This window comes from Enterococcus rotai, from assembly GCF_001465345.1.
GTDB classification, from domain to species: Bacteria; Bacillota; Bacilli; order Lactobacillales; family Enterococcaceae; genus Enterococcus_L; species Enterococcus_L rotai.
The window spans coordinates 1017709-1040881 of sequence record NZ_CP013655.1; the positions used below are offsets into that span (position 1 = coordinate 1017709).

Here is a 23173-nt window from a genome sequence, read left to right on the forward strand (position 1 = left end):
GATTGAGTGGTTTTTTAAGTTATATTCAAATTTTAACATTTTCATTTTAACGTTCTTACAATATATACTTCATCACAAAAGCCTTTTAAGCCATTATAAATCCGTTGGGCTCGGGTTTTCTTCTCACATAACGCAAAAACCGTTGGCCCACTACCGCTCATAAGCGCTGCATCTGCACCATACTTCATCATTCGATCTTTGATTTGTTGGACTACTGGATGGCGTTTGATCGTCACACTTTCTAACGCATTCCCAATTTTTTCTGTCATCAATAAATAATCATCCGCTTCAATCGCTTGTTTCAACCCACGAATATCAGGATGTTGAATACTATTAAATGATAGACTGCCAAAAATCGAACTCGTTGAAACGCTCATTTTAGGCTTCACCAAAACGACCCAACACTGAGGCATCGAAGGTAAGAAGTCGATCTTTTCTCCACGTCCTGTGACAAACGCTGTCCCTCCGTGAATGCAATATGGAACGTCAGAGCCAATCTTACTGCCTAATTCTGCAAGTTCTGCTAGAGATAACCCTAAGTTCCATAAACGATTCAAGCCTCGTAAGGCAGCGGCACAGTCACTACTACCGCCAGCTAGTCCTGCTGCAACAGGGATTCTTTTTTCTATGTATATTTTGACTCCTTGAGTAAGTTGAAAAGTATCTTTAAGCAATTCTGCCGCTTGATACACATGATTCCTTCTATCTACTGGTAAAAAGGAGCTATCTGTTTCGATTACTATTTCATTTTTCGGCAACAACTCAAATGTCAGCCGATCAGCTAAGTCTACACTAGCCATGATCATCTCTAATTCATGATAACCATCTTGTCTTTTATAGAGAGCATCCAACCCCAAGTTGATTTTTGCGGGCGCTTTTTCTATGATTTCCATTTTTTTCACCTATCTAATCTCTTACCTAACCATCTTCACAACCTTTTAAATTCTAACATATGTTGTTAGAGAAGTATATATTTGTATAAAAATTGATATGGTTTTCAAATAGTGCGTAAAAAAAACATGTATCCCTCTATTAGCTTGGAATACACACTTTTTGATTATTTCTTATTTTTGCGATCAAACAATCTCGCTTCTATTCTTGATGATTTTATTAACGATCCCATAATCTAGTGCTTCTTCAGCACTCAACCAATAGTCTCTAGCTGTATCATTCTTGACTTGTTCAATATCTTTGCCAGTTTCTTTAGCAATCAACTGGTTAATTTTTTCTCTTGTGCGGATGATTTCTTTCGCGGTGATCTCCATGTCGCTGGATTGACCTTGAGTGCCACCAGAGGGTTCGTGGATCATAAACCGTGTATTTGGCAAACAATAGCGGCGTTCTTTTTCACTAGATAAGTAAATAAGTGCCCCTGCACTGACAACCCAACCTGACCCAATGATATTCACTTTAGGTTTGATAAAGTTGATCATATCAAAAATTAAGTAACCTGAATCTACATGACCACCATTACTGCTAATAAACAAATTGATTGGCTCATCATTGATTGATTCTAATAACAGTAGCTGTGTACAAATTTCTTTTGCCATTTGCTCATTGATTTCACCTGAAATAATGATCGTCCTAGTTCCTATCATTTTCTCAGCCAGTAAATCCGGTTGTTTTTGTTCTTCTTTGACCTTTTCTTGTTCACTCATTACATATCCTCCTTTTTGAATCTACTGAAAGTCTAGCATAGCTTTTTTGAAAAATCACGGAATAGTTTTACTTGCCTACCGTGTGCTACCGACAAAATCAGAGTATCGTTTAAAGCCCGCAATGATAGTAAATTATCCTGATTTAAGTAGAAACAGTCAAAAAAGCAGAGCTAAAGCGGAAACGCTTTAGCTCTGCTTTTAAAATCGACTCATTGTTAAACTGCTTCACCGACAAATTCAATCTCTACTGTGCGTGTTAGCACATCAGAATAACTATAAGAAACTCGTTCAAATGAGTTTTCATCTGGATCTAAATCTACGACGAAGACAGATGGATACGTTTCTGTCAAAATACCGTTACGTTCTGTTTGGCGCTTTCTGCCGGTCTGAGCAACTAATGTGATTTTGCTGCCGATACGACATTCTAGATCTTTTTTAATGGAAGCTAAAGTTGTTGGCATTGCATTCACCTCATTTTCCATTGTACCACAGAACGATAAAAATATCAAGTTTACCATAGCAGAAAATGAAATGCAACTAATTATAATTTATAAATGGATAATTATTTAATGTGAAAAATAACAACTTTCTCATTTAATCATAAATAATCGCTTTCAGCTTCTTTTTTGCCCGGTCGTATGCACTTCTAACCGTAACTTCACGACTGTCGGTATCTTTTGCAATTTCATCTAGTTCTTTGCCGTTTATATATTCTTCAAATGTAATTCGTTCAAACGGCGATAAGGCTGTCGGCAGTTGTTCCAGCTTTTCCCTAATGATCATTTGTTCTAAAACATCAGGCTCTTCCGTCTCGATATAGTCAAAAAATGATTCGCCCTGATGTTCTATTTTTTGATCAAGTGAGACTGATTGTGTATCGATCGTTCGTTTAAGAGCGCATTGCTTTCTGATCAAACTGCGAACATGATTTTCAAAATTTGACTTGAAAAACTTCCCGATAGAAACATTATGTGCTTCTTCATATTTTTCAAGCGATCGATAAAAGATAATACGCCCTTCTTGCAGCCAATCTTCCCGATCAAAATCTTTCAGATAATACTTTTTCCGAAACTTGTACACCACTGGATGATATTTTCGATACAAACGATCAAATCCCGCGGTGTCCCCTTTTAAGATATCATTGTACTTATTCATAAATACCCTTCTCCTTCCAAGCATTCTACCAAAATGCTTGGAAAAAGCGTACCATTTTCTCCTATATAAGTTGAATAAAATAAAGAATTAATCTTTTTTACCAGACAATTCGTCCAGTTTTTCGGACAACTTTGACAATTGCTCGATATTCCACGGAGAATTTCGTCGAAAATCTTGAAAATGGATATCGGTTGCATGCACAGCAATCGTGCGTTCTGTTTTTTGAACATCTTTGTATAGCTCATTGGCAGAGGTCCGTAATGCTCCTTTTGAAAAAACTAGCCATTGTTCAGCTAAATCGCTCGTTGCCACAGTTACTTGAGTCAGTCGATCATTTCGCTCACCAGCAACTCGTTCGATATAACTATCGGCCGTCTCATCTTCTTTTGTAAAAATCACCGTTAAACGATATTTTTTATATGTTTGCTGAATTCCTGGAACCAACTGTGCATCAAAAACAACCATTACTTCTAAATCCTCATATTTTGCATAATTGGATAAACGCTGGAGCAAAACTTCCCTTGCATCCTCAAGCTTATTTTGATTCTTCAATTGAACCAATTCTGGCCAAGAACCAATCATATTATAGCCATCAACGATCAGTAACTGTTTTTTCATTTGCTCTGTCACCTTCTTTATGTAAGAGGTCGAGAAAAAATATTTTCCTTCTCGCCTTAAATTCAAATTCTAAAGAGAGTTGCGCCCACGATAAACTTCATACATCAATAATCCTGCTGCAACACCTGCATTCAAACTTTGAACATGTCCCGTCATCGGAATTGTTAATAACTCATCCACTTCTTTGTGCAATCCTTGACTCATGCCCCGACCTTCATTGCCGATAATCAATGCAATTGAGCCTTGGGTATTCCATTGGCGATAATCCGTGCCTTTCATATCTGTTCCAAAAATCCAGAAGTTATTCTCTTTCAAAGTGGCAATACTTTGGGCTAAATTTGTGACACGAGCAACCGGAATATACTCTACTGCACCAGTCGATGCTTTCGTTACCACAGGAGTGATGCCCACTGCACGATGCTTCGGAATAATGATCCCATCTACACCTGTTGCATCTGCTGTTCTCAAGATCGAACCAAAGTTATGAGGATCTTCTAAACTGTCTAAAATCAAGAAAAAGGGGGTCTCTGTCTTTTTTTTCGTCTGATCGATTAATTCATCCAATGTTAGGTATTCATAGGCTGTAATCGCCAATACGATCCCCTGATGAACACCATGATTTGTCATTGTATCCAATTTTTGTTTTGGTACCCATTTAACAGGCACAGCATTTTCTTTTGCCAGTAATTTTAAGTGTTCAACTTTTTCACTTTTACTATCTTCTTGAAGAAACAGTTTGTTTCCTCGACCTTGCTGGATCGCTTCAATCGTAGCGTGATTGCCAAAGACAAAGTTATCTTCGATCTCTTCTTGCGAAACTTCCCGCTCTTTTCTAACTGCTTCTTTTTTAAACGGCTGATTTTTTTGTGGCTTATTCCCTTTGAAAGGACGTTTTTTATCATTTCTCATTCTTTTCACCTACTTTTTTTATACACCAGTTAATCAATTCTTCCAAACGTTCTGTTTGTTTCGTTAAATGTAGATACCCCATCAGGGATTCAAAGCCTGTGGCAATACGATACGTTGTGATATCTGCATTTTTAGCAGAAGTATGGCTTTTCGCATTACGGCCGCGTTTGTACATTAACTCTTCATTTTCTGACAGTAATTTCTCTTCCAGCATTGCTTGGATCAAAAAGGCTTGTGCCTTCGCTGAAACGTAATGTGTTGCCTGACGGTGTAAAATATTGGGTTTTGTTTGTCCTTGCTCGACTAGGTAATCACGAATATAAATCTCATAGATCGCATCGCCTACATAAGCCAAAGCCAAACCATTTAATTGTGTGTAATCTCTCATTCACTTCTTCTCCATCTAGTTCCTTGGGCTGTATCTTCCAAGGTTATTCCTCTATCTTTTAATAGATCACGAATCTCATCACTGCGAGCAAAATCGCGATTCTTACGCGCTTGATTGCGCTCTTCGATCAATTGGTCGATATCGTCATCCAACAATTCTTCTGATAAGAAGAAAATACCGAAAATACTTAACCATTGAGAGAATTGTTCTAGTGCTTTTTCTGTAACGGTCGTAGACACGATTTCTTGCTCGCTGTACTGATTCAGCCATTTAGCCAATTCATAAACGACAGTGATTCCATTTGCCGCATTAAAATCATCATCCATTTCAGTGGTGAAACGTGCTTCTAAATCTGCTAGTTCTTGTAATTTCTGACTATCTTCATCCAGTTGAATAGCAGCATCAGCTTTTCTAAAGGACAAGTTCTCAAAGGCATTTTTTAATTTTTGTAAATTGACGCCAGCCTCTTTCATTGTGGTTTCACTATAGCGAATCGGGCGGCGATATTGAGTTGTTGCCATAAAGAAACGCAACACTTGAGGGTCAACTTGTTTGACTAGTTCGTGAACTGTAACAAAGTTCCCCAAAGATTTACTCATTTTTTCATCGTCCTCACCAATCGTAACAAAACCATTATGCATCCAATAATTGGCAAATTTTTGACCCGTTTTTGCTTCACTTTGGGCAATTTCATTTTCGTGGTGAGGAAACTCTAAATCTTGGCCGCCCCCATGAATATCAATTGTATCACCTAAATGTTTCGTTGCCATGACCGAGCACTCGATATGCCAGCCGGGACGTCCCGCTCCCCACGGTGAATCCCAAGAAATTTCTCCTTCTTTTGCCCCTTTCCATAAAGCAAAATCCAAAGGATCTTCTTTCAATTCCTTTTCTACGCCAGTCCGTTGACTTGCTCCAACTTCTAATTCATCGATCGATTGATGGCTAAGTTTACCATACCCTTCAAACTTACGTGTCCGATAATAGACATCACCTTGTGATGTATAAGCATACCCTTTATCAATCAATGTTTGAATAAATGTTAAGATGTCTGGCATATGATCCATCACACGAGGATGAAGCGTTGCTGGTTTAACATTCAACATATTGGTATCTTCTTCAAAAGCATGGATAAATCTATCTGCAACTTCTGGCGCTGTGATTCCCAGATCCTTGGCTGCTCGAATGATTTTATCATCTACATCAGTAAAGTTCGAGACATAATTCACCTCATAGCCGCGGTACTCTAAATAACGTCTAATCGTATCAAACGCCATTGAGCTGCGGGCATTACCGATATGAATATAGTTGTACACGGTGGGTCCGCAAACATACATCCGGACTTTCCCTGCTTCGATTGGTTGAAAAATTTCTTTTTCTCTTGTTAATGTATTATAAATTTGAATCATACGCTACCTCCAATTTTTCTCCTTTGATTCTAACAACTTTTGCTGGGATCCCTACCGCTGTTGCATCATCAGGAATATCTGTTAAAACAACAGCAGAAGCTCCGATTTTAGCTCGTTCGCCAATTGTAACGGGCCCTAATATTTGTGCATGTGCATGGATCATGGCCCCTTTTTTGACTGTTGGATGACGTTTTCCTGTGTCTTTTCCGGTTCCACCTAATGTTACACCGTGAAATAAGACAACATCCTCTTCAATTTCAGCTGTTTGACCGATTACGACACCCATACCGTGATCGATAAAAACACCTGGCGCAATCGTCGCACCGGGATGAATCTCGATTCCAGTTATAAATCGCCAAAATTGTGCATGGATTTTTGCCAATAAAAACAAGCGATGTCTGTATAAAAAATGAGAAAAGCGATGCCAAAACAATGCATGCAATCCTGGATAAGTCAGCAAGGCTTCCAATGTTGAACGTGCTGCTGGATCGTTGTTTTTGACTGCTTTAACAGCTCTCTTTAACCAACTCATATTTTTTACTCCTTTCATTTTATTTTAAACAAAAAAGCTTCACAAACTCGTCTTTTTTCGAAGCTCTAGCCTGCACAGCTAGATAATAAACAAAAAAAGCGTCTTTTAAACGAATTAACTTCGCTTAAAAGACGCTTCCGCGTGGTTCCACTTTTTTTCACAGGTTTCCCTGCCTCAAAACAGATAACGGTTGTTGGCCGTTTTCAGCTACATATCGCTGAAACTATTCAAAGATGCATTTCAAAAAGTGCTGACAACTGTTTTCACCATCCACAGTCTCTCTAAAGACACGCTCTTTTTTACTTCTTCTTCTCTACATATTTCGATTATAAAACGTTATTTAAATGATCTAAAGCTTTTTCTTTTCCTAAAAGTTCGATCGTATCGCCTAATTCTGGGCCATGCATTTGTCCTGAAACAGCTACACGGATCGGCATAAATAGATTTTTACCTTTTACGCCTGTTTCTTTTTGGACTGCTTTGATTCCCGCTTTGATACTTGGTACATCAACAACATCCATTGCTTCTAATTGTGCTTTGAAAGCAGCTAGAACTTCTGGAACTGTTTCTCCAGCTAGAACTTCTTTGGCAGCATCATCTAAAACTGGGTGTTCATTGAAGAACAATTCAGATACATTGACGATTTCAGCAGCATAACTCATTTGTGGTTGGTATAAGCTAACAACTTTTTTCAACCATTCTAATTTTTCACTGCTTGGTTGTGCTTCGACTTTGCCTTCTGCTACTAAATACGGAAGACACATATCTGTTAAAACATCTAAATCTAATTGTTTCATGTATTGGTTATTGACCCATTCAAGTTTTTTCCCATCAAATGCAGCTGGTGATTTACTTAAACGTTCTGGATCAAAGATTTTGATCAATTCATCTTGTGAGAAGATTTCTTCTTCCCCAACTGGTGACCAGCCTAATAAAGCCGTAAAGTTGAACATTGCTTCTGGTAAATAGCCAAGTTCACGGTATTGTTCGATAAATTGTAAAATCGATTCATCACGTTTACTTAATTTTTTACCTGTTTCAGAGTTGATGATCAACGTCATATGTCCGAATTCTGGTGCTTTCCAACCAAATGCTTCATAAACCATCAATTGCTTTGGTGTATTGGCAATATGATCGTCTCCACGTAGAACATGAGTGATTTTCATCATGTGATCATCTACTGCTACAGCAAAGTTATACGTTGGCATACCATCACGTTTTTGAATAACGAAGTCGCCGCCGATATTGTCTGATTCAAAAACGATTTCGCCTTTGACCATATCTTCAAATGTAAAAGAAGTGTTTCGTGGTACACGGAAACGAATAACAGGAACAAGTCCTTGTGCTTCTTTTTCTGCTTGCTCAGAAGGTGTCAAATTCGCACATTTACCAGAGTAATGCGGCATTTCGCTACGAGCACGTTGTGCATCTCTTTCAGCTTCTAATTCGTCTTCTGTACAATAACATTTATATGCGCGATTGCTTACCAACAGTTGATCGATCAAAGGTTGATAAATTTCGCCACGTTCTGACTGACGATAAGGACCGTATTCACCTGGTTTTTCAGGAGATTCATCCCAATCCATGCCTAACCATGCTAAGTTTTCCAACTGGCTTTTTTCGCCATCTTCGATGTTTCTCTTTTGATCGGTATCTTCAATACGAATAATAAAGTCACCATCGTTGTGGCGGGCAAATAAATAATTGAATAAAGCAGTTCTTGCATTTCCGATGTGCAAGTGTCCAGTTGGACTTGGTGCGTAACGTACACGTACTTTTGTCATTGTGCATTCCTCTTTCTATTTATCAAGTAAAGCGACCGCGATCGCTCCCATTCCTTCTTCTTGACCAATAAAGCCCATTTTTTCCATCGTTGTGGCTTTTAAATTGATTTGATTTAGCTCAATCTGACACGCTTTAGCGATGTTTTCTTTCATTTGTTCTAAATAAGGCTTCATTTTTGGTTGTTCTGCTAAAATTGTACAATCAATATTGCCAATAGTAAAGCCAGTAGTTAAAACTTTTTGATTTGCTACTTGTAATAACTTGATCGAATCGGCATCTTTAAATTCTGGATCTGTATCGGGAAACAAATGACCGATATCGCCAAGCCCTGCAGCGCCTAATATTGCATCAGTAATTGCGTGCAGTAATACATCTGCATCTGAGTGTCCTAATAATCCTTTTTCAAAAGGTAGCTCCACGCCGCCAATGATCAGCTTACGTCCTGCTACTAATTGATGAACATCAAAGCCTTGTCCAATACGTATCATATTTTCCACCTAGTTTCTTCTTCGTTTGACGATGGCTTCACCAATCAACATATCTTCTGGTGTCGTCAATTTAATATTTTCGTAACTTCCCAACACCATTGAGACAGGTAAATCACTATATTTTTCAATGAGGGAAGCATCATCTGTGCCTAAATAATGTTCTTGTTGTGCCCGAACATGCACAGCCAGCAAATCCGCTCCATAAAAGGCTTGCGGCGTTTGAACTTGCCATAATGTTTCACGTGGAACTGTTTCTTCAACGATCCCATCAACGACACGCTTGATTGTATCTTTGACGGGCACACCTAAAATAGCAGCTCTCGTTTCTTGAACTTTACGATGTAGTAATTTTAATTGCGCTAAGCTTACAAAAGGTCGGGCTCCGTCATGAACCATCACAATGTTTTTAGGGTCAAGTAATGCCTTTAATCCATTAAAAACACTGTATTGTCGCTCCGATCCGCCAGAGACGATCGTTATAGGATGCTTTTTCTTGTTCTCCTTCTTGACTACTGCTGCCAATAAATCTTGTTCATCTTCTTGTGTCACTAAAATAATATGTTTACATGCAGGGTCATTTAAAAAGGTATTTAACGAATAAGAAATAACTGGTTTACCGATCAAATGCAATAAAATTTTATTACGGCTGGCACCCATTCGTTTCCCTTGCCCTGCCCCCAACAAAATGACCTCATAATCCAGTGTTTTATTTCTATTTTCAGCTCTTTTCATTGGCTCTGTGTTCTTCTTTACGATCATCGATTCCGCGACCTGAATGTGCAGGTTTTGCAAAAATCATCCGACCAGCCGCCGTCTGTAAGGCACTAGTCACAACAACTTGAATATGTTCATTCATGTAATGTTGTCCATCTTCAACTACAACCATTGTGCCGTCATCTAAATAGGCCACACCTTGTTGGCGCTCTGTTCCAGCTTTGACAACCATTACGTTCATCGTTTCTCCTGGAATCACGACTGGTTTAACTGCATTGGCTAAAGCATTGATATTCAAGACAGGAACATTTTGAAATTCTGAAACTTTATTTAAGTTATAGTCATTGGTTACGACTACACCATCCAACAGTTTTGCTAATTTGATCAATTTACTATCTACTTCTGAAATATCTTCAAAATCACCCTCATACATTTCAACCGAGATGCCATCTTCTTTTTGCAATGCATTTAAAATATCCAATCCACGGCGACCACGAACACGTTTTAAGCTATCACCAGAATCTGCAATATATTGTAATTCATATAATACAAAATTAGGAATCAAAATAACCCCTTCTAAAAAGCCAGACTTAGCAATGTCATAGATCCTACCATCAATAATCACACTTGTATCCAAAATTTTATACTTATGAAAATGATCTTCTATTCTGCGATCTAGCACTTCACCTTCACTTTCGGCCGGAACTTTCTTTTGCTTAGGGGTAAAAATTTTACGCCATTCATCGATACGGGTCGTACCCATACGAAAGCCTAAATAACCAAAAATGATCATCACTAATATTGGTAAAACGCTATTTACAAACGGAATATTCAAGTTGTACATAGGAATCGAAATGATCGCTCCGATGATCAACCCAATGATTGCGCCCACACTCCCAAATAATAAATAGGTCAAGCTCATTTCATTTAATGCTGCTTCTACTTTTTTCACACCTGAAACAATATACTTTGCTAACCCTAACGATAAAATGAAGAAAATAAGTGCACCAATCAAACTGTTAGTAAAGTTATTGTTCAGCCATGTGTTATCTGCCTGCTTTGCCATGTCCCAAGCCATCGGTAATAATGAAATACCTAAACTTGCACCGGCAACGACCATCAGCAGTGTGATGACACGTTTTTGCATAGATTCATCCTCCAATATAGTCATACTTATTTTAAAGAATGACAGGAGAGACCGCCTTTAATTTGTTGCCACGATCTCTGTCTCTCATTCTACTTGAATACTTTTCTTAAGGTTTCTCCAATTGTAGCAACGCCGACAATCTCGATTCCTTCAGGTGGCGTCCAACCACCTAAATTGTTTTTCGGCAAATAAATCTTGGTAAACCCTAGCTTTTGTGCCTCACGTACTCGTTGCTCAATACTGTTCACACGACGTATTTCGCCAGTTAAACCGATTTCACCAATAAAACATTCTGTTGGTTTGGTCCCATTTTCTTTATAACTAGAAGCAATACTGACCGCTACAGCTAAATCGATTGCTGGTTCATTGATTTTGACACCGCCAGCTGCTTTCAAATAGGCATCTTGATTTTGCAAGAGTAAGCCAGCCCGCTTTTCTAGAACTGCCATGATCAATGAAACTCGATTGAAATCTAGCCCTGTGGTTGTTCGTTTAGCATTTCCAAACATAGTTGGTGTAACTAAAGCCTGTACTTCAACCAAAATCGGCCGCGTTCCTTCCATTGCTACAACGATTGCTGAACCTGTGGCATCCGCCAGTCGTTCCTCTAAAAAGACTTGCGATGGATTGGCAACTTCTTCCAATCCATGTTCTCGCATTTCAAAAATACCGATCTCATTAGTCGACCCAAAACGATTTTTGACTGCTCTTAAGATTCTGAACGTATGATGTTTATCACCTTCAAAATATAAAACTGTATCTACCATATGCTCAAGCATACGAGGACCTGCGATGGAACCTTCTTTGGTCACATGACCGACGATAAAAATCGCAATACCATTGGTTTTGGCGATTTTCAATAATTCAGCGGTTGTCTCACGGACTTGGCTCACACTACCAGCCACACTCGTTACATCTGGCTGCGTCATCGTCTGAATAGAGTCAATAATCACATAATCTGGTTCTAATTTCTCGATTGCACGAGAGATTTCATTCATATCTGTTTCAGCGTATAAGTAAAATTCCGTATCGATCGAACTTAAACGTTCCGCACGCATTTTGATTTGTTCGGCGCTCTCTTCTCCGGAAACATATAAGACTTTGCCGCCAATTTCTGCAAGTTGTTGTGATACTTGTAAAAGTAGCGTTGATTTTCCAATCCCCGGATCACCGCCGATCAAAACAAGTGAGCCTGGCACTACACCGCCACCTAGCACACGATTCAGTTCTACCAGCTTCGTTTTAACTCTTGGCTCTTTCTTAGGTACTACTTCCGCTAGACGTTGCGGTTGTGTTTTTTTACCAGTCAAACTCACTCTAGCACGACGATCTGTCGTATCTTGAATGATCTCTTCTGTCATCGTGTTCCACTGTCCGCAATTTGGACAGCGTCCTAAATATTTGGGGGAAATATACCCGCACGTTTGACATTCAAATTGAACTTTTGCTTTTTTTGCCATATGCTATCCCCTCATTTTGATGTATTCTTTATTTTACCATAGTTTAGGCCGCTTAGACTAAGACTTCCCACTGTAAAATACGCAGTTTTCCAGTGAATTTAGCTTAGTTTTTACCCGAAGAGCCAAAACCGCCTGTACGTTCGTTTTCTACGTCATCAATATCTGCTAAAAGAAATGGCTTAAAGATCCCTTGACCGATTCTTTCACCCTTTTCGATGATCATTTCTTCATAGCCAAAATTTAAAAACTGGAACATGATATGCCCTTCATTGCCTTCGTTATTATAATAATCACGATCGATCACACCCACACCATTCGCTAACATTAAAAAACGTTTCAATGGATTTGATGAACGACTAACTAATTCTAAATATTCATTTTCAGCCATATAGGCCTTGATCCCTGTTTTAACTAAAACTGGCTTTGGTGCAACGCCTTGTGCTTGCTGCTGCCAAATACTTGGTACAACAACCCTTTCAGCTGCTTCAAAGTCATAACCTGCGGCACCTTTTGTCGCACGTTGTGGAATCGTGATCCCTTGGTCTGAATAATCCGTAATAATTTCAAATCCTCGTTGTTTCATCAAAAATCTCCTCTACTTGTAAACTATTTCTATTTTAACATACTACACTGATTCCCTGTTTAGTTTTATAGTATCTTTACTATTCTCTTGTGCTTTTTTAATGTTTTCACATCATTTGGACTCATTTTGTTCATGAGATTGATGTTTATTCTCTTTTAACACCTCATAAAAAGTAAAAGCAAAAAATAACATCAGCCCAATGATACTTATTACATGAACATATTCAACTACCTGAAGGGCAGCAGGGTTATGAGTCCGGTGTGCAGTAATCTGTAAAACAGTTTTAACTGGTAGGTGCGCTTGCTTTGCTAATAACCACAAAACACTCATCAATAGTAACTGATGGGTTACACTACCTTTGGTTTGTGTACTATATTTAGTGATAATCCGTGTATCCTGCGGTAAACTTTCATTCTGATAATATTCTCGATTTAAAAAGTTTCCAGTTGCACTGATAAAACAGCTTAGCAGGAAAATTCCAAGCGGAAAAAGCGGCCGAAATAGTAACAGAAATAGCGAAAAGATAAATCCACCAAGATGGATGATTCTCGGATCGACATTAGGCAATAAACGATATAAAAATTTAATAACGATCGCTGAAGCAATGATCCCCAAAATATATGGAACGTATAAATTAACAGTCAGGCGATCGATCCCTAAGCGTAGTGAAACATAGAACGTGCCAAAAAGGAGCAAAAAGTTCATACACATTCCATTAGCAAATGTTAGTAAGTTTAGCCATATCGGTAGTTTCCACATTTTTCTTTGTCGGTTCAAATACCAAGCTGTGATCAAAAATAAACCAGAAAAACCAATAATGCCAGCATCTAAAAGCTGAGGATCAAACAGAAGTCGAGCCGAACGAATAAATAACAATAAAACAAAAAATCCTAGAAATAAAAAGAACTCTTTAAGCGATACCACTTGTTGGTTGACTTCATTAAAATCAATTTCATAGTCAGGATAATGCGTTACAGTATGGTAGGCAGCTATATACAATAAGGTATATTCACCTAAAACCAACGGAATCCTTAATTCTTTCGTCAGCATCAAAGAAGCGATCACCCCACCTAATATCAATAGGATAAAAAGATATTTTCTACCAGTCAAAGCTGAATACCCCTGCCTTTTCTCATGATAATTAACTGTGGTATTAGCGGCCGGCAACCATGAGGCACTAAGCCCTAGTAAAACCGCCGAAAACAGATAGGCTGGAAAATAAAATTGACCTAACACGCCGATCAAACACCCAGCACCACCAATCAGGATAGAAATGATCAGCACATTAAAACTAGTCAAAGCTAGCTTAAAACTTTTTAACAAAAAGATGCCTGTCATACGAAAGGTATAAAAAAGTACAAAAGGTAAAATTCTTTCCATCGTCGTGCCATCACTTAAACTCAGAAATAAAAAATAAGGGATGAAAATAACTGTATTGGATAAAATAAACGGCGCCACTTGCAAACAATTGCGGGCTAATTCTTTTAGTTTAGACATTCGTTGATCTCCTTTGAAACGGTTTGTTATGTTGGTAGTCTACCATGATAATGAAAAAAGTGAAATCATCCACTAATAGAAAAAAACGCCTATAACATAAACTATGCAATAGACGTCTCTTTTCATTAACTTTTTTCTGTTTATAACACTTCATCCACTAATTTCGTTTGATTTTTTTCTAAAACTTTGAAGAATGGATAATAAACCACCATGCTTAAAACAACTAAAAATACATAAAAAACAATATTCCGCCAATCCATCGTTGCTAAGTATGCTTGAGCAAAAAATGGAGTGAATGATGGATCAACGATAAACCCAAGTGATATCAGCCCAATTTTTTGAGCAAAATAGGTTAAAAATAGCGAAATGACTGGCATAATCAAAAATGGAATCCCTAAAATCGGATTAAAGACTATCGGCAATCCGAAAATAACTGGTTCATTGATCGAACAAATTCCTGGAACAAAAGATAATTTCCCAATCGTTCGATATTGCGGCACTTTGCTAAACATCATCAAAAGAACTAAGCCTAGCGTATTTCCAGCCCCACCTAAAACAGAGATCCGAAACATCTGTAAATTCATCAAATGTGTCATGGCTTCTCCATTGGCAGCTTGTTCTGCATTCAAACCGGTTTGAGCCACTCCCAGCGTAAAGACGATTGGAAAAATGATCGAGGATCCATTGATTCCAAATAACCACAAAACATTTCCTAGAGTGACGATCAACAGTAAACCACCTAAACTTCCTGCAATATTAACGGCTGGAGTCAACACGGACATGACGGCATCAGGGAATGTTTGATCGATCAGCCCTAAGAAAACCAAATTCAAGCCATAAAAAAGCACAATATTCGTCAACAACGGAATCAACGTATTAATAAACGTCACAACCATCGGTGGTACTGTATCAGGCAGCGAAATCTTAATATTTTTCACTTCAAAAAAACGGCTAACTTCAACAACTAAAAGTCCTAAGATAATAGCTACAAACAAACCGTTTGTTCCTAAGTAGGCTAACGATATCGTCCCTTCTTTAACAGGTGTACAAACGAGCAAGTATGTCACCATACTGACCATACCATTCATTGCAGCATTTAGTTTGTATTCATTTGATAAAGAGTAGGCTATCCCAAAAACACTGATCAAGCCAATGATCCCCATCGTCAGATTATAGGGGGCGGTGATCATATCATAATTAGCAACCGCAAATTCTTTCCAAGCAGCTAAAAACTTCATAAATACTCCAGCATGAGCAGGATCATACTGCTCCATATTAATCGGCGGATTAGCAAATATCAGGAAAAAAGAACCAATTACGATAAACGGTAACCCAAACATCATTCCAGTAGAAACTGCTTTAAGGTGCCGTTGATTACCGATCTTATTGGCAAACGGACTTAAAACATCATTTAATCGATTTACAATAGATTCTTTCGCATTCGCTGAATTTTTCATCAGGGATCCTCCTTAAACTTGCCAAGAGTTAAATTCAAAAGCTGACTCAACGACTTCATTTGGATCGTAACGATCAATAATTTTCGCATATTCTTCTTTATAGTCATTCGTCACATCTGCTTGGGGAATAACAATGCTCGCTTCGTTTAAGAAATGTTTTGAGTCTCGTCCCATCTCTTTGCCTCGAGTAGTATGTTTATCCAACGCAATATCTGGAATTTCAGGGACATACCCCATTGCAAAACTTTTGATCACAATATTTTTTAACAAATCAGAGGAACGGTCTTTTTCTGATTGGCATAAGTAACGAATCGCATGGAAAAAGAACATCGCGCGATCCGATTCATTGTATTGAAATTCTTTACGCATTTGATTTAAATTGTTGACCATAATTGCAGCATTTTCGTTGCCCATCCCAATATCTTCTACTGAAATTGCCAGCAACCGACGCCATAATTTTTCTTCAAACTGGGGTGAAGTGATATACATTTCATAAGCAAAATCGCATGCTGCCCGTTCATTACCACGGCGGATCGACTTTTGTAAAGCAGAGACTACTTCATCGCCATTTAAATTATTTCTAGTTTTAACTCTTGCCCAGGGATCATTAATATATTCTTGTTCTGTCATGTTATAATACTCCTAACTAAAATGATTTTAAGGGTGATTCATGTGAATATCGATAGTCTTGCAGAAAAATACCAATTGAATAAAACCGAGGTTCAAATTTTAAGGTATATGGCTGAGCATCGCCAAGAATTAAAGAATTTAGGTATTCGAGAAATTGCGAAACAAAGTTTTGTATCTACGGCTACGGTCGTTAATATGGCTAAAAAGATGAATTTTACAGGTTATAGTGAGTTGGTTTTTTATATTAGCGAATTCAACCTTAGCCAAGAACGTCTTGAAAACCATGATGTGATCACAACTTATGGCGAAGACTTTTTGGCGTTATTAAAGAAGTACCACGATAAAAACATCATGATTTTAGGTTCTGGTTTCTCACAAAACTTAGCCAATTACTTTTCTGAATACTTGAATCTTTATGGATTTAGAGCTACTTCTAATAGTCATTTAGAATTTTTAAGAGCGAGTCACCAAGATGATGTTCTGTTGATTTTCATCAGTAATTCCGGTAATACCGGTAGAATGTTTGAACTAGCAGAAATCGCCCAAGCCAATGAACTAGAAAGCATTTGCTTTGTCGGCAATGATCAATCGACCATCAGCAAACTGTCCACACTTTCTATCAGTACAAATACTTATTCTCCGAGCTCCCATCAAGATTTTTACCCTCAGCTATTTTTTGGTACAGTTCTAATTCAATTTGAATTATTAATGAGTTACACACTTCAAAATTTACAGTAGAAGAACGATTCGGCCGATGTTTCTTCATGTGCATTATAGTTGAAAAAAACCAGAACTAGAAGCGCTTTCAGACAGATTTAAACATGTTTACCAATTTATAAACATGTTTGACTTTTTTAAAATGAAAACCTCTGTGAAAAATTTTACGAAATTTACTTTTAATCTTTTTTTAATCTAAGCTTTCTGTTATAATGGTTTTCACATTTACTATATAATAGTAGATGAATGATCATATCAAAGGAGAGATAGATGTATGAAAACTGTTTACAATTTTTCAGCAGGTCCCGCCGTTTTACCTAAAAGTGTATTGGAAAAAGCACAATCCGAATTGGTGAATTATGAGAACAGCGGCATGTCCGTGATGGAGTTGAGTCATCGTTCCTCCCTTTTTGAATCGATCATTGAAAATGCTGAAACCTTACTCAGAGAATTAATGACTATTCCTGATAATTATAAAGTGCTCTTTTTACAAGGAGGCGCTAGTATGCAATTTACTATGGTTCCTTTAAACTTGGCACAAAATAAAAAAGCTGTATATGTCAATACTGGTTCATGGGCAAAAAAAGCAATCAGTGAAGCGAAAAAACTTGGTATTGTCGATGTTGAAGTAATTGCATCAAGCGAGGACAAGAATTTTACTTATATTCCTGAAATCCGCAAAGAAGATATTCCTCAAGATGCTGCTTATGTCCATATCACGACCAATAATACAATCGAAGGCACAACCATCTTTAATCTACCTGACACAGGAGATGTACCAATTGTCGCGGATATGTCTTCTAATATCTTATCAATTGATTATAATGTAGCTGATTTTGGCTTGATTTATGCTGGAGCGCAAAAAAATATTGGGCCAGCTGGACTGACCGTCGTGATTGTTCGTGATGATTTGATTGGGCAAGCAGATGTTCTTAGCGCCATGTTAGATTATGACATCCATGCGAAAAATGGCTCAATGTACAATACACCACCAACCTACAGCATCTATATGGCAAAACTTGTCTTTGAATGGATCAAAGAACAAGGTGGCGTTCGTCAAATGGAAAAACAGAATAAAGAAAAAGCAGCGATTTTATATGATGCCATCGACTCATCTACACTATTTTCTTCACCTGTAACGCCTAAAGACCGTTCAATCAACAATATTCCATTCATTACAGGAAGCGATGAACTAGATAAAAAATTCAACCAAGAAGCCTTAGCAGCAGGTTTTGAAAACTTAAAAGGTCACCGTTCTGTAGGTGGTATGCGCGCTAGTTTATATAACGCCTTTCCTAAAGAGGGTGTTATAGCTTTAGTTGATTTGATGAAAAAATTTGAAGCAGAAAACGGAGGCACAAAATAGATGTATGATATTAAAACATTCAATGCAATTGCACCTGTTGGTTTAGCTCGTTTTAACGAAGAGAACTTTACGATCAATCAATCAAATTCTCCTGCTGGAATTATCTTACGCAGTGAAAAACTCCATGATTATGACTTTCCCGCTTCTGTTCTGGCTGTCGCTCGTGCAGGTGCAGGAACGAATAATGTTCCCGTCAAACAATGTACCGAAGACGGTATTGTGGTTTTCAATACTCCAGGAGCCAATGCCAATGCTGTAAAAGAGTTGGTTATTGCCTGCTTGCTTTTATCTGTTCGCCCGATTTTAAAAGGCTCTAATTGGGTTCAAACGTTGACAGGAACAGACACTGAAGAACAAGCCGAAGCACAGAAAAAACAGTTTGCTGGTACTGAATTAGAAGGCAAAAAACTAGGTGTGATCGGTCTTGGCGCGATTGGTGCGATGGTTGCTAACGATGCCTATCGCTTAGGTATGGAAGTGACTGGTTTTGATCCTTTCGTTTCTGTTGATACAGCTTGGAGCATTTCACGCCGTGTTAAACGAGCACAAAGCATGGACGAAGTCTTAAAAACCTGTGACTTTGTGACGGTTCACGTTCCTTTATCTGAAAATACCCATCATTTGATTGGCAAAAAACAATTAGCACAAATGAAAGAAAATGCTGTTTTGCTGAACTTTGCTCGTGGTGAATTAGTAGAAACTACTGCTGTGATCGAAGCTCTTGATAATGGAGAAATCAGCAATTTTGTGACTGACTTCGCCGATGAACGATTATTACACAATGACAAAATCTTAGTTTTACCTCATCTAGGTGCTTCTACAGAAGAAGCTGAGATCAACTGTGCCAAAATGGCCGCACGTACGTTGAAAAAATTCTTAGAAACAGGGAATATCAAACGTTCTGTCAATTTTCCAACTGTAGAAATGGCCTTTAATTCACCATTCCGTTTTACGATCGTGCATAGAAATGTTCCGAATATGCTGGGACAAATCTCAACAGGAATCGCAAATTTAGAAATCAATATCGATACGATGATCAACCGTAGTCGTGATGATTACGCCTATACGATTGTTGATATTGCTGAAACAGATGAAGCAAAAATCAATGCTGCCGCTGAGAAAATTCAAGCTGCTGAAAATATCATCCGTGTACGCACAATCAAAAATACTGAGGTGGTGAGCTATTAATGGTTATGATTCATCCTTTTAAGAGTATTCGCCCAGCAACTGAATTCAGCGAAAAAATCGCTACATTACCCTATGATGTTTTGAATTCTGCTGAGGCACGAGAGCTCGGCGCAAATAATCCTTATTCTTATTTGCATATCGATAAAGCAGAAATCGATTTACCAGAGACACTTTCTCCTTATGATGATCAAGTTTATGAGAAAGCTGCTAGCAACCTGCAAACTTTTTTGCAAAAACAATGGCTGATACAAGATGACCAGCCGCTTTTATATCTCTATGAGTTAACAATGAATGGACGTGCTCAAACAGGACTCGTAACGTGTACTTCGATTACTGATTACACGAATGGTAGGATCAAAAAACATGAATTTACCCGTCCAGAAAAAGAAGTTGACCGCATTCGCCATATTGAAGCTTGTGATGCTAATACTAGCCCGATTTTTCTAACGTATCGCCGAAACGAACAAATCCAAACAGTGACAGATGAATGGAAAAAAACGCATAAGCCAGTCTATGATTTTACTAGTTTCCATGAGGTCACTCATCGTGTTTGGCTGATCGATCAATCAGAAGTAATCGATCAACTAGTTACAGCTTTTGCCCAAGATGTAGCAGCATTATATATCGCTGATGGTCATCACCGAACAGAATCAGCGGTAAAAGTCGGTCAAAAGAAAAAAGATGCCCAACCTAATGCAGCAGACACAGCTGAGTTCAACTACTTTTTATCAGTGATTTTTCCTAAAGAAGAACTGGAGATTTTAGATTACAATCGGGTTGTCAATGTTCCAATTGAAGCAGATTTCTTTGAACGTCTAAGCGCTAATTTCTCAGTTACAAAAACCGAAACAGGAAAACCTGACCAACCGAAAACGTTCGGTATGTATTTAGATGGACAATGGTATACATTGACTGCTAAAGAATCGCTTTTATCTGATGATCCTGTTGATGGTTTAGATGTTTCTTTGCTACAAAATCATGTATTTGCGGAGATTTTCGACATTCAAGATGTTCGTACCGATAAACGGATCGATTTTGTCGGTGGAATTCGTGGAATGAAAGAATTAGAACAATTAGTTGATAGTGGTGAGTGGACAGCAGCTTTTGCTATTTACCCAACTACAATGGATGATTTATTAAATGTGGCCGATGCTGGAAAAATCATGCCACCAAAATCAACGTGGTTTGAACCAAAATTATTGAGTGGATTATTTGTGCACGACCTAGAGACAAATGACGTATAAAGCTGTAAAATAGAAGAATAAAATCGAAGCTTGGACAAAAGCAAAATTTTTGTCCAAGCTTTCTTGCAAATAAACGGAAATGGCTAGATAATAGCCTTATGTAAAATACTCTGGAAGAGTTAGGAAATAAGTGAGGTCAACCATGCGAAAACAATTAAAAGATGCAAAACGAATCGTTATCAAGGTAGGAACAAGTACGTTGATCTACCCCAATGGTAATATTAATTTAAGTGCCATTGATCAATTGGCATTCACCTTATCCGATTTGCGCAACCAAGGTAAAGAAATCATCTTAGTCTCTTCTGGTGCGATCGGTGTTGGGTTGAATAAATTAAACATGGACAAACGACCCCCGACCATTCCAGAACAACAAGCAGTAGCGGCAGTTGGGCAAGCGGAGTTGATGAACATTTACAATCAGCGTTTTTTGACTTATAGCCAGCAAATTGCCCAATTATTATTGACCAGAGATGTAATCGAATATCCTGAAAGCCGCAAAAACGTAACAAACACAATAGAGCAACTCCTAGAAATGGGCATCATTCCTGTCATCAATGAAAATGACACTGTAGCAATCGACGAATTAGATCATCTAACAAAATTTGGCGACAATGATCAACTATCGGCAATCGTAGCTCAACTGATACAAGCAGATGCGTTGATCATGTTATCTGATATTGATGGGTTCTTTTCTGATAATCCGAATACTAATAAAGACGCCACACTCTTTTCAGAAATCAATGAGATCAACGACGAGCTTTTACAATTAGCAGGTGGCAAAGGCAGCCGCTTTGGAACTGGCGGTATGTACAGTAAATTGAAAGCTGCAGAACGTGTACTAGCACATAATGGCGCTATGATTTTAGCAAATGGGCAACAACCTAAGATTATTTTTGATATTTTAAATGGTGAAATGATTGGTACGTTATTTATTTAGTTCAAAAAAGGAGGAACGTTTCATGACTGATTTAATACAATTAGGCAAACAAGCGAAAGAAACAGCTTATCAACTAGGTTTGATGGACGCAAAAACAAAAAATGATCTGTTACTGCATATGGCGGATGAGCTAGAAAAAAATACTGCTACAATCTTACTCGAAAATCAGAAAGATTTAGCCACAGCCACAGAAAACGGGATTACTGAAACAATGCTTGATCGTTTACGTTTAACTGATGAACGAATTAAAGAAATGGCAGATGGCATCCGTCAAGTTGCAACTTTGCCTGATCCGATCGGTGAAGTCGATAAAATGTGGAAAAATGAAGATGGCTTGATGATCGGTAAACAACGTGTGCCACTGGGTGTAATCGGCATCATTTATGAATCCCGTCCAAATGTGACGACAGATGCAGCAAGTCTTTGTTTTAAAACTGGTAACGCTGTGATTTTACGGGGCGGGAAAGAAGCCTTCTACTCAAATCAAATCCTTGTTACGATTTTACAACAAGCCTTAGCACAAAAAGGCGCTTCTCCTTTTGCGATTCAGTTTGTTGATGACACCTCTCGGGAAACGGCGCAAAAATTGATGAAATTAAATGATTATTTAGATGTGTTGATTCCTCGTGGTGGTGCTAATTTGATCAAAACAGTCTTAACAACTGCAACTGTTCCAGTGATCGAAACAGGAACTGGCAATTGCCATGTTTATATTGATAAAGATGCCCAATTAGAAATGGCTACTAATATAATCGTCAATGCAAAATGCCAACGTCCTTCTGTCTGTAACTCAGCAGAAACATTATTGATCCATCAAGATGTGGCGAAGGATTTTCTACCTGTAATCGAAAAAGCATTAAGTGAATATAATGTAGAGCTACGTGCGGATGAACGAGCACTAGCTATTTTTGAACAATCAATTCCAGCCACTGAAGAAGATTGGGAAACGGAATTCAATGACTTCATTTTAGCCATTAAAGTTGTAGACTCTTTAGAAGAAGCGATTCATCATATCAATCGCTACAATACCAAACATTCTGAAAGTATCATCAGTGATAATTATTTTGCTACACAACAATTTTTACAGCAAGTTGATGCAGCAGCCGTTTATGCCAATGCTTCGACACGATTTACAGATGGATTTGTGTTTGGTTTTGGTGCAGAAATCGGTATTAGTACGCAGAAGTTACATGCACGTGGGCCGATGGGCTTAGCAGAATTAACTTCTACGAAATATATTGTTTATGGTGATGGGCAATATCGAAAGTAAAACTAGTAAAAAAATTCCTTA

The 23173-nt window shown here is 38.1% G+C and carries 24 protein-coding genes and 1 other annotated feature; of the genes, 6 read left to right on the forward strand and 18 right to left on the reverse strand.

Annotated elements, in window-relative coordinates:
* Positions 1 to 41: 41 nt before the first annotated feature.
* From ispE to ATZ35_RS04845, 18 genes are all read right to left on the reverse strand, one after another.
* On the reverse strand, positions 42 to 893 hold the full coding sequence (gene ispE / locus ATZ35_RS04760; RefSeq protein ID WP_208929730.1) for a 4-(cytidine 5'-diphospho)-2-C-methyl-D-erythritol kinase: 852 nt from the start codon (positions 891 to 893) through the stop codon (positions 42 to 44).
* Positions 894 to 1076: 183 nt separating this feature from the next.
* Positions 1077 to 1658 (reverse strand): ATP-dependent Clp protease proteolytic subunit, encoded by a 582-nt coding sequence (locus ATZ35_RS04765; RefSeq protein ID WP_208929731.1) that lies wholly within the window; start codon positions 1656 to 1658, stop codon positions 1077 to 1079.
* A 215-nt stretch (positions 1659 to 1873) separates the two neighbouring features.
* Entirely contained in the window at positions 1874 to 2119 is a 246-nt protein-coding gene (locus tag ATZ35_RS04770; protein WP_086277839.1) for a Veg family protein, read from the reverse strand.
* Between the two features lie 133 nt (positions 2120 to 2252).
* The gene (locus ATZ35_RS04775; RefSeq protein ID WP_208929732.1) at positions 2253 to 2813 is read right to left on the reverse strand and encodes a sigma-70 family RNA polymerase sigma factor; all 561 of its coding nucleotides are present in this window, start codon (positions 2811 to 2813) and stop codon (positions 2253 to 2255) included.
* An 87-nt stretch (positions 2814 to 2900) separates the two neighbouring features.
* Positions 2901 to 3431: an NYN domain-containing protein gene (locus ATZ35_RS04780; RefSeq protein ID WP_208929733.1), complete on the reverse strand. Its 531-nt coding sequence runs from the start codon at positions 3429 to 3431 to the stop codon at positions 2901 to 2903.
* Positions 3432 to 3500: 69 nt separating this feature from the next.
* A complete protein-coding gene (rlmB, locus tag ATZ35_RS04785) occupies positions 3501 to 4340 on the reverse strand; it encodes a 23S rRNA (guanosine(2251)-2'-O)-methyltransferase RlmB (RefSeq protein WP_208929734.1) in 840 nt (279 codons plus the stop codon).
* Positions 4330 to 4728 carry a Mini-ribonuclease 3 gene (locus tag ATZ35_RS04790; protein WP_208929735.1) on the reverse strand — a complete coding sequence of 133 codons (399 nt, stop codon included), beginning with the start codon at positions 4726 to 4728 and terminating at the stop codon, positions 4330 to 4332. Before ATZ35_RS04790 ends, rlmB begins: the two co-directional genes overlap by 11 nt.
* A complete protein-coding gene (cysS, locus tag ATZ35_RS04795; RefSeq protein WP_208929736.1) occupies positions 4725 to 6137 on the reverse strand; it encodes a cysteine--tRNA ligase in 1413 nt (470 codons plus the stop codon). The genes ATZ35_RS04790 and cysS overlap by 4 nt, the downstream gene beginning before the upstream one ends.
* Positions 6121 to 6669, reverse strand: a complete 549-nt coding sequence (epsC, locus tag ATZ35_RS04800) for a serine O-acetyltransferase EpsC (protein ID WP_208929737.1) — start codon at positions 6667 to 6669, stop codon at positions 6121 to 6123. Before epsC ends, cysS begins: the two co-directional genes overlap by 17 nt.
* Before the next feature lie 124 nt (positions 6670 to 6793).
* Positions 6794 to 6994 (reverse strand) — a binding site (T-box leader).
* A gap of 1 nt (position 6995) precedes the next feature.
* On the reverse strand, positions 6996 to 8453 hold the full coding sequence (gene gltX, locus ATZ35_RS04805; protein WP_208929738.1) for a glutamate--tRNA ligase: 1458 nt from the start codon (positions 8451 to 8453) through the stop codon (positions 6996 to 6998).
* 15 nt (positions 8454 to 8468) lie between these two features.
* Positions 8469 to 8942, reverse strand: coding sequence for a 2-C-methyl-D-erythritol 2,4-cyclodiphosphate synthase (gene ispF, locus ATZ35_RS04810; protein ID WP_208929739.1), 474 nt, complete (start codon positions 8940 to 8942; stop codon positions 8469 to 8471).
* Between the two features lie 9 nt (positions 8943 to 8951).
* Complete coding sequence (gene ispD, locus ATZ35_RS04815) at positions 8952 to 9674, reverse strand: 2-C-methyl-D-erythritol 4-phosphate cytidylyltransferase (protein WP_208929740.1); 723 nt, start codon at positions 9672 to 9674, stop codon at positions 8952 to 8954.
* Positions 9661 to 10803 carry a PIN/TRAM domain-containing protein gene (locus ATZ35_RS04820; protein WP_208929741.1) on the reverse strand — a complete coding sequence of 381 codons (1143 nt, stop codon included), beginning with the start codon at positions 10801 to 10803 and terminating at the stop codon, positions 9661 to 9663. The genes ispD and ATZ35_RS04820 overlap by 14 nt, the downstream gene beginning before the upstream one ends.
* A gap of 89 nt (positions 10804 to 10892) precedes the next feature.
* Entirely contained in the window at positions 10893 to 12263 is a 1371-nt protein-coding gene (gene radA, locus ATZ35_RS04825; protein ID WP_010761995.1) for a DNA repair protein RadA, read from the reverse strand.
* Positions 12264 to 12366: 103 nt separating this feature from the next.
* Positions 12367 to 12846 (reverse strand): dCTP deaminase/dUTPase family protein, encoded by a 480-nt coding sequence (locus ATZ35_RS04830; protein ID WP_208929742.1) that lies wholly within the window; start codon positions 12844 to 12846, stop codon positions 12367 to 12369.
* Positions 12847 to 12957: 111 nt separating this feature from the next.
* A complete protein-coding gene (locus ATZ35_RS04835; protein ID WP_208929743.1) occupies positions 12958 to 14343 on the reverse strand; it encodes a hypothetical protein in 1386 nt (461 codons plus the stop codon).
* Positions 14344 to 14483: 140 nt separating this feature from the next.
* A complete protein-coding gene (locus ATZ35_RS04840) occupies positions 14484 to 15800 on the reverse strand; it encodes a PTS sugar transporter subunit IIC (RefSeq protein WP_208929744.1) in 1317 nt (438 codons plus the stop codon).
* Positions 15801 to 15812: 12 nt separating this feature from the next.
* Positions 15813 to 16430: an AAA family ATPase gene (locus tag ATZ35_RS04845; RefSeq protein WP_086445433.1), complete on the reverse strand. Its 618-nt coding sequence runs from the start codon at positions 16428 to 16430 to the stop codon at positions 15813 to 15815.
* Between the two features lie 42 nt (positions 16431 to 16472).
* On the opposite strand from ATZ35_RS04845, the gene ATZ35_RS04850 reads away from it, so the two are divergent.
* From ATZ35_RS04850 to ATZ35_RS04875, 6 genes are all read left to right on the forward strand, one after another.
* Entirely contained in the window at positions 16473 to 17168 is a 696-nt protein-coding gene (locus tag ATZ35_RS04850; RefSeq protein ID WP_208929745.1) for a MurR/RpiR family transcriptional regulator, read from the forward strand.
* Between the two features lie 253 nt (positions 17169 to 17421).
* Positions 17422 to 18513, forward strand: coding sequence for a 3-phosphoserine/phosphohydroxythreonine transaminase (gene serC, locus ATZ35_RS04855; RefSeq protein ID WP_208929746.1), 1092 nt, complete (start codon positions 17422 to 17424; stop codon positions 18511 to 18513).
* Positions 18514 to 19701, forward strand: coding sequence for a phosphoglycerate dehydrogenase (locus tag ATZ35_RS04860; RefSeq protein WP_208929747.1), 1188 nt, complete (start codon positions 18514 to 18516; stop codon positions 19699 to 19701). It abuts the gene before it with no gap.
* The gene (locus tag ATZ35_RS04865; protein WP_208929748.1) at positions 19701 to 20945 is read left to right on the forward strand and encodes a DUF1015 domain-containing protein; all 1245 of its coding nucleotides are present in this window, start codon (positions 19701 to 19703) and stop codon (positions 20943 to 20945) included. The genes ATZ35_RS04860 and ATZ35_RS04865 overlap by 1 nt, the downstream gene beginning before the upstream one ends.
* A gap of 142 nt (positions 20946 to 21087) precedes the next feature.
* Positions 21088 to 21882: a glutamate 5-kinase gene (gene proB, locus ATZ35_RS04870; protein WP_208929749.1), complete on the forward strand. Its 795-nt coding sequence runs from the start codon at positions 21088 to 21090 to the stop codon at positions 21880 to 21882.
* A gap of 22 nt (positions 21883 to 21904) precedes the next feature.
* Entirely contained in the window at positions 21905 to 23152 is a 1248-nt protein-coding gene (locus tag ATZ35_RS04875) for a glutamate-5-semialdehyde dehydrogenase (protein ID WP_208929750.1), read from the forward strand.
* The last annotated feature ends 21 nt before the right edge of the window (positions 23153 to 23173 follow it).